Raw genomic sequence first — 6,994 nt, forward strand, 5'->3', positions numbered from 1 at the left:
CATGTCGCTTGGAGCGATCCCGGGCACCGGCCCGAACACCAGCCCCTTGCCCGTCATCCGCAAGTCCAAGAAGAAGACGATGGCCGACCTGCCCAGCGGCCGCACCCTGGTCATGGGCATCCTGAACGTCACCGAGGACTCCTTCTCGGACGGCGGGAAGTACCTGTCCACCGATGCCGCGATCGACCAGGGCCTGAAGCTGCTCTACTCCGGCGCGGACATCATCGACGTGGGCGGCGAATCCACCCGCCCCGGCGCCAAGGACGTGGATCCAGCCCTCGAGCAGGAGCGCATCATCCCGGTCATCGAAGCCCTGGTGAAGGCCGGCGCGGTGATCTCCGTGGACACCATGCATGTCTCCACCGCCCGCGCGGCCATCGAAGCCGGCGCGCACATCATCAACGACGTCTCGGGCCTGACCTACGAGCAGGGCATGCCCGAGCTGATCGCTGAAACCGGCGTCCCCTACGTGCTGATGCACCGCCGCGGCACCGCGCAGAACATGGTCGCCGAGGCCAACTACCAGGACGTGGTCGCAGAGGTCATCGGCGAGCTGCGCGGCCTGCGCGACGAGTTCGTCGCCAAGGGCGTGGCCCCGGAACAGATCATCATCGACCCGGGACTGGGCTTCGCCAAGGATGCCGGGCACAACTGGGCGCTGCTGGCCAATGTCCCTGCCATCGAAGAGCTGGGCCATCGGGTGCTGATCGGCACCAGCCGCAAGCGCTTCCTGGGTGAGCTGCTGGCCGAGGGCTCCAAGAGCCGGGCGCCGCTGGAACGCGATGCGGCGACTGCCGCCACCACCGTGCTGGGCGCCCGCGACAAGGTCTGGGCGGTGCGCGTGCACGATGTCGCCGGCAGCCGCGACGCCATCGAAGTCGTGCAGGCCTATGGATCGCATTAGCATCTACGGAATTTCGGCCACCGGCTACCATGGCGTGTTCGAGCATGAGAAGCGCGACGGCCAGGAATTCATCATCGACGTGGTCCTGCACGTGGACATCACGCGGGCGGCAGCCAGCGACAATGTGCTGGACACCGTGCACTACGGCGAAGTCAGCGAGCTGGTGGTCGAGCAGATCAAGGCCGGCCCGTGGGACTTGATCGAGAAGCTGGGCAGCGAAATCGCCGAGGCGATCCTCGCCGCCTACCCGTCCGTGGCCACCATCGACGTGGTGGTGCACAAGCCGCAGGCACCGATCCCGGTGCCGTTCAGCGATGTCACGATCTCGCTGACCCGGCACCAGAAGCAGCACACCGCGATCATCGCGCTGGGCGCCAACCTCGGCGACCCGCAGGCCACGCTGGCCGCCGCGGTGCAGGAACTCGGTGCGGAAACCGAGCTGCTCAAGGTCTCCCCGCTGGCCATCACCAAGCCGGTTGGCGGCCCGCCGGACCAGCCGGACTACACCAACCAGGTAGTCCAGGTGCGCACCCGGCTCTCGCCGCATGAGCTGCTGGATTTGTGCCAGTCCATCGAAGCCAAGCACCACCGCACCCGCGAGGTGCGCTGGGAAGCGCGCACCCTGGATTTGGACTTGATCGCCTACGACCAGCTGCGCCTGGATGACGAGCGGCTGACCCTGCCGCATCCGCGCGCCGCGATCCGCGGCTTCGTGCTGGCCCCGTGGAGCTGGATGGATCCGGACGCGGTGCTGGAGGGGCAACTGGTCTCCCGCCTGGCCGCCGAAGCCGCCGACACGAAAGACATCATCCGGCTATGACAAAGCTGAAGCTGCGCTGGCTGTTTGCGTGCGCCGGGTTCGGAGCCGCGGCCGGCTGGATTGCGCTGCGCCTGCTCACCTCGGCAGGCCGGTACGCGCCGGTGCTCGACTACTCGGCGCTGTACTCGCTGGGCGCAGTCTGCGCGGTGGTGCTGTTCCTGGGGATCCGGGTGAAGCGCTCCACCCAGGGCAAGGCCGACTTCGAGCCGATCGCCGCGGCCCGCACTCTGGTGCTGGCGCAGGCCTCGGCCTATGCCGGCGCGGTCATCGCCGGCTGGCATGTTCCAGCCATCATCATGCTCTGGGCGGCCACCGGCATGACCCCCACCCTGACCCGCGGCCTGGTGCTGGCCGGTGCCGGGCTCCTCATGGTGGTCATTGGGTATATTGTTCAGCAACTGTGCAAACTTCCACCGGAGGATACCGATGGCAACAGCGACTCCGTGGTCACCGAGTAGCTTCACCCCAGCCCACCGGGACTATGCCAAGGTCAAGCTCACCACTTGGGCGATCACCTGGGGCGTGATCCTGCTGGCCTCCCTGGTTCCTGCCGTGCTGGCGGCAACCGGAGCCGGCATTGCGCTGTGGCTGGTCCTCGCCCCGATCCTGCTGGTGCTGCTGCTGGCGCTGCTGGCCTTGCGCATCATCCGCCGCCAGGTCGCCGCACTGGGCTACCTCGAACGCGAGGAAGACTTCATCGTCCGCTCCGGGGTGATGTGGCGCAAGCAGGTAGTCATTCCCTACGGCCGGATGCAGTACGTCGAGGTCAACAGCGGACCGCTGGAGCGCCGCTACGGCCTGTGCCAGCTGACGCTGAACACCGCAGGCACCGGCGCCACCGCGCACGTCTACGGGCTGCCCGAGCGCGAAGGCCAGGAATTGCGCGAACGGCTCGTGGCCGCCGGCGAAGAGCAGATGCTATGAGCCAGTCCGTGGAACAGGCCGCCGGTGACAGCGCCGAGCCATGGCAGCGGGTGCACCCGGCCAGCCCCTTCGTCCACGGCTGGCTGGCCATCATCGGCCTGGTCTACATCTACTGGCAGAACACCGACGAACTGTCCTGGGCTGAACGCTTTTCCGGCGACAGGCTGATCTGGACCGTCGCGGGCGCCGGCATCGCCCTGCTCGTGGTGCTCATCTTCTACTTCCTTTCCTGGTACTTCACCCGCTACAAGCTCACCAGCACGCACGTGTACGTGAATTCAGGGATGCTCTTCCGCAGCCAGAAGCAGGCGCGCATCGACAAGGTGCAGGGCATCGACATCGCCCAGCCGCTGGTTGCCCGGCTGCTGGGACTTGCCGAGCTGCGCTTCGACGTGGCCGATTCCTCCGAGTCGGTGCTGCACCTTTCCTTCCTGCGCAAGGCCGACGCCCACGCGTTGCGCCAGGTCATCCTCCAGCGGGCCCGCGGCGGACGACCCGCGCATGCCCCAGAAGCCGAACAGGCTGCGGCAGATGCGCCCGCGCCGGCCGATCCGCAGCCTGCCATGCAAGCATCGCCGCTGATGGCCAAGGTGCCCATCGGTCGGCTGATCGCCTCGCTGTTCCTGCAGCTGCCGGTGATCATCGGCCTGCTTGCCTGCCTGTCGATGCTGGTGCTGTGGATTTCCGGGGTCGAGGGAATCATCGCCGGCCTGGTGCCCTCGGTGCTGGCCTTCGGCAGCTGGTTCTACAAGCAGCTGAACCAGGGCTGGAACTTCACCGCCAGTGCCTCGGACACCGGCATGCGGATCAGCTACGGTCTGGCCGACACCCGCCAGCACTCCATTCCCTCCGGCCGGGTCCAGGCCATTTCGGTGACGGCCCCCTTCTTCTGGCGGATGCTGGGCTGGTACAAGGTGGAGGTCAACGTGCTGGGCACCAAGAGCGATGACGCCGACAACCTGCAGGTGCTCCCGGTGGGCGACTTCGAGTCGGTCGCCCGAATCATGGGGATCCTGCTGCCGGACCTTGGCGTCGAGAACCAGCGCGAGGTGCTGGCCACGGCGGTGAGCACCGGATCCGAGCACGGTTTCATCGGCTCCCCGGAACGCGCCAAGCCGCTATCGCCCGGGGCATGGAAGCACCAGGGGTTCCTGGCCACCGGAACTACGGTGATTTCCCGGTACGGCTGGCTGGCGCGCCAAGCCAGTTTCGTGCCGCATAACCGGGTGCAGGGCATGAGCTGGATACAGGGGCCGTGGGAGCGAGGCCGTAGACTGGCCGGTGTCCGCTTGCACAGTGCTGGCGGAAGCATCACCGGATACGTGCATCAGATTGATGCGGACACCGCGGCAGAATTTATCCGGGCGCAGACCCGGCGCCTGGTTTGAAAGGTAGAAGTGGACGCACCACGCTTGGGAATCGGCATCATCTCGGCCGGCAAGGTAGGCACCGTGCTCGGTGCGGCGCTGGCGGCCAGCGGGCACCGGATCACCGGCATCCATGCAGTCTCGGAGGCCTCACGCGATCGCGCCGACGCCTTGCTGCCCGGCGTGGAATTGCTGGACCCGGCAGAAATCCTGCGCCGCAGCGAGCTGGTGCTCTTTGCAGTGCCCGATGATGTGCTCGGCGAACTCGTGGCCGGGCTGGCCGCGGGCGGGCATTTCTCCGTGGGGCAGCTGGTCGCCCACACCGCCGGGCGCTACGGCACCTCGATCCTGCAGCCGGCCATGGACGCCGGTGCCTTCGGCCTGGCAATCCACCCGGCAATGACCTTCACCGGGATGAGCATGGATCTGCAGCGGCTGACCGACTGCGTCTTCGCGGTCACCGCCGACGAGGCCATCCTGCCGGTCGCCCAGGCGCTGGTGGTGGAGATGCGCGGAGAGCCCGTGGTGATCGCCGAGCAGGACCGGGTCAGCTACCACGCGGCCCTGGCCCATGCGGCAAACCACCTGAACACCATCACGGCGCAATCGGCCGATATCCTGCGCCGCATCGGCGTGGAAGAGCCATCCAATACCCTGCGAGCCCTGATGTACGCGAGCCTGGATAACGCGCTGCGTTCCGGAGCCGGCGCCCTGACCGGCCCGGTGGCCCGCGGCGATCGCGGGACCGTGACCGCGCACCTGCAGGCGTTGGCCGACGACCCGGCAGAAACTAATAATTCCTACCGGAGCCTCTCGCGGGCGACGGCACTGCGCGCGGCCGATCGCGGCCTGATCTCCCAGAGCACGCTGGAAGAGCTCTTGCGAGTTCTAGAATAGATAGCGTGAATACCCCGAAGATTGTCAAGACCCGTGCCGAGCTGAAGGCCGCTATTGCCGCAGCCAACCCGGGGTCGCTGGGCTTCGTGCCCACCATGGGAGCCCTGCACAGCGGCCACGCTTCGCTGTTCAAGGCAGCCCGTGAAGAAAATGAACTTGTCGTCATTTCAGTATTCGTCAATGAACTGCAGTTCAACGATGCCAACGACTACGCGAAGTATCCGCGCCAGCTCGACGCCGATGTCCAGCTGGCCGCTGCTGCCGGGGTGGATATCGTCTTTGCCCCGGAAGCCTCCGAGATCTACCACGCCGGCCTGCCGTTGGTGAAGCTGGACTCCGGCGCACTGGGCGAAATGTATGAAGGCGCCTCGCGCCCGGGCCACTTCGATGGAATGCTGGCAGTTGTTGCCAAGCTGCTGCACCTGGCAGACCCGCGCCGTGGCGAATACCGCGCCTACTTCGGCCAGAAGGATGCCCAGCAGCTGGTGCTGATCCGCCGCATGGTTGCCGACCTGGATTACCCGGTAGAGCTGCGTGCGGTGCCGATCGTGCGCAGCGAGAAGGGTCTGGCGCTGTCCAGCCGCAATGCATTGCTCAGCGAGGAAGAGAAGGAAGCGGCATTGGTGCTGCACCGTTCGATTCAGCTGATTGCAGGTCGCGCGGCACGAAACGAGCCGCTGTACATCGAAGATGCGATCGGAATGTACCAGATGGAACCGCTGGTGGAGCTCGACTACTTCGTCGTCGTCAACCCGGATACCCTGCAAGAACTGGCATTCAACTGCCAGGACACCCCCTTCACCGGAGAAGGCCTGGTCCTTGTCGCGGCGAAGGTGGGCAATGTCCGGCTGATCGACAACCAGCCGATCTAGGCAAAGCGCCGTGCTGCATCGGCGAGGATCTGGCGGAAGCCGCACAGTTCCCGCATGACCTCGGCGGCTGGCTGCTCAGCGTCCACGAACTGCACTGCCTCGCCGGCGTAGACCGGAGCGATGTCCGTCAGCGCTTCGGCACGGGCGTGGATCATCTGCTTGCGCAGCGCTTCCGTCGGCTCCCAGCCGGACAGGTCCTCGTGCTTGTCGCTGAACTCATTGCGCAGTGCGCGTCCGCCGAATTCCGGTGCCCACGGCAGTTGCTGGGCGATATCGAAGGCACGCGTATAGATAGTGCCATCCAGGCCCGCGTTGCGCACTGCGCTCTTCATGTTCTCATGCCCGCTGGCTTCTGTTGCCGAAAGGAAGCGGGTGCCGATCCAGGCGGCTTCGGCGCCAGCTGAAAGCACCGCGGCGACACCCCGTGCGGTGCCGATGCCGCCAGCCGCGATCACCGGCTTCTGGTGCTGGGAGGTTGCCAGCTGCAGCAACGGCAGGGTTCCAGCTTCATTGCGGCCGTGTCCGCCACCTTCTGCCCCACGGGCAATGATGATGTCGATGTCATCAGCCATGGCGCGTTCCAGATCTGCCGCGTTGCCTACCTGCATGGCGGTCAGAACTCCAGCCTCATGGGCTACCGCCGCGCCCCGGGTGACATCGCCGAAGCTCAAGGTCACCAACGAGGGCCCGAACTCCAAGAAGGCCTCTAGCGGGGAGAGATCCGTTTCCAGCGCCCAGGCCATGAAGCCGACGCCCCATGGAGTACTCAGGGATTCAACGAATTGCGTTTGCTGTTCAATCCAGTCAGCTGTGGGAGTTGCAGGCGAACCGATCATCCCTACACCTCCCGCGTGGGAAACAGCTGCAGCCAAGGCGCCGCCAGCCGCGCCAGCCATAGATGCATTGAAGATGGGTTCACGGTATCCAAGGAGTCTTTGCAGGTCGCTCATGAGCCCAGACTAGAACAGCGATATGAATGTGACCTAGAACGCGGCCCCTCGATTTGTAAGTGCCCAAGAACCTGTGTATAGTTTTTATCTGTTGCCGGAACGGAAACAACACGGAATCTACCGAATGTTTACCCGGCAGCCAATCACTTTCCACTCAAGGTTTTCCGCCGATTTTGATCGGATCAGGAACTCTGGTAAGTTGGAAAAGTTGCTCCGGAGCGAAGCAGTCATCGAAGGATTGGTGGTTGTGGTGTCGAGAG

Annotated in this window: 8 protein-coding genes; 7 read left to right on the plus strand and 1 reads right to left on the minus strand. The window is 65.4% G+C overall.

Annotation, left to right across the window (positions count from 1 at the left end; translation table 11 throughout):
* Position 1 precedes the first annotated feature (1 nt).
* From folP to panC, 7 genes are read left to right on the plus strand one after another with little or no spacing between them, the layout of a single operon-like run.
* Positions 2-904, plus strand: a complete 903-nt coding sequence (gene folP, locus BKX98_RS10985; protein ID WP_073707225.1) for a dihydropteroate synthase — start codon at positions 2-4, stop codon at positions 902-904.
* Positions 891-1,724, plus strand: coding sequence for a 2-amino-4-hydroxy-6-hydroxymethyldihydropteridine diphosphokinase (gene folK / locus BKX98_RS17275; protein WP_073707226.1), 834 nt, complete (start codon positions 891-893; stop codon positions 1,722-1,724). Before folP ends, folK begins: the two co-directional genes overlap by 14 nt.
* On the plus strand, positions 1,721-2,182 hold the full coding sequence (locus BKX98_RS10995; protein WP_052253925.1) for a DUF3180 domain-containing protein: 462 nt from the start codon (positions 1,721-1,723) through the stop codon (positions 2,180-2,182). Before folK ends, BKX98_RS10995 begins: the two co-directional genes overlap by 4 nt.
* Positions 2,151-2,648: a PH domain-containing protein gene (locus BKX98_RS11000; RefSeq protein WP_066142588.1), complete on the plus strand. Its 498-nt coding sequence runs from the start codon at positions 2,151-2,153 to the stop codon at positions 2,646-2,648. The genes BKX98_RS10995 and BKX98_RS11000 overlap by 32 nt, the downstream gene beginning before the upstream one ends.
* Positions 2,645-4,036, plus strand: a complete 1,392-nt coding sequence (locus BKX98_RS11005; RefSeq protein WP_073707227.1) for a PH domain-containing protein — start codon at positions 2,645-2,647, stop codon at positions 4,034-4,036. The genes BKX98_RS11000 and BKX98_RS11005 overlap by 4 nt, the downstream gene beginning before the upstream one ends.
* A gap of 9 nt (positions 4,037-4,045) precedes the next feature.
* On the plus strand, positions 4,046-4,912 hold the full coding sequence (locus tag BKX98_RS11010; protein ID WP_038992645.1) for a Rossmann-like and DUF2520 domain-containing protein: 867 nt from the start codon (positions 4,046-4,048) through the stop codon (positions 4,910-4,912).
* A 5-nt stretch (positions 4,913-4,917) separates the two neighbouring features.
* The gene (gene panC / locus BKX98_RS11015) at positions 4,918-5,784 is read left to right on the plus strand and encodes a pantoate--beta-alanine ligase (RefSeq protein WP_073707228.1); all 867 of its coding nucleotides are present in this window, start codon (positions 4,918-4,920) and stop codon (positions 5,782-5,784) included.
* Here panC and BKX98_RS11020 read toward each other — a convergent pair.
* Positions 5,781-6,734 (minus strand): nitronate monooxygenase family protein, encoded by a 954-nt coding sequence (locus tag BKX98_RS11020; protein ID WP_073707229.1) that lies wholly within the window; start codon positions 6,732-6,734, stop codon positions 5,781-5,783. The two genes, panC and BKX98_RS11020, sit on opposite strands and share 4 nt — an antisense overlap.
* Between the last annotated feature and the right edge of the window lie 260 nt (positions 6,735-6,994).

The organism is Glutamicibacter sp. 0426 (genome assembly GCF_001906485.1).
In the GTDB taxonomy this organism is placed as follows: Bacteria; Actinomycetota; Actinomycetes; order Actinomycetales; family Micrococcaceae; genus Glutamicibacter; species Glutamicibacter nicotianae.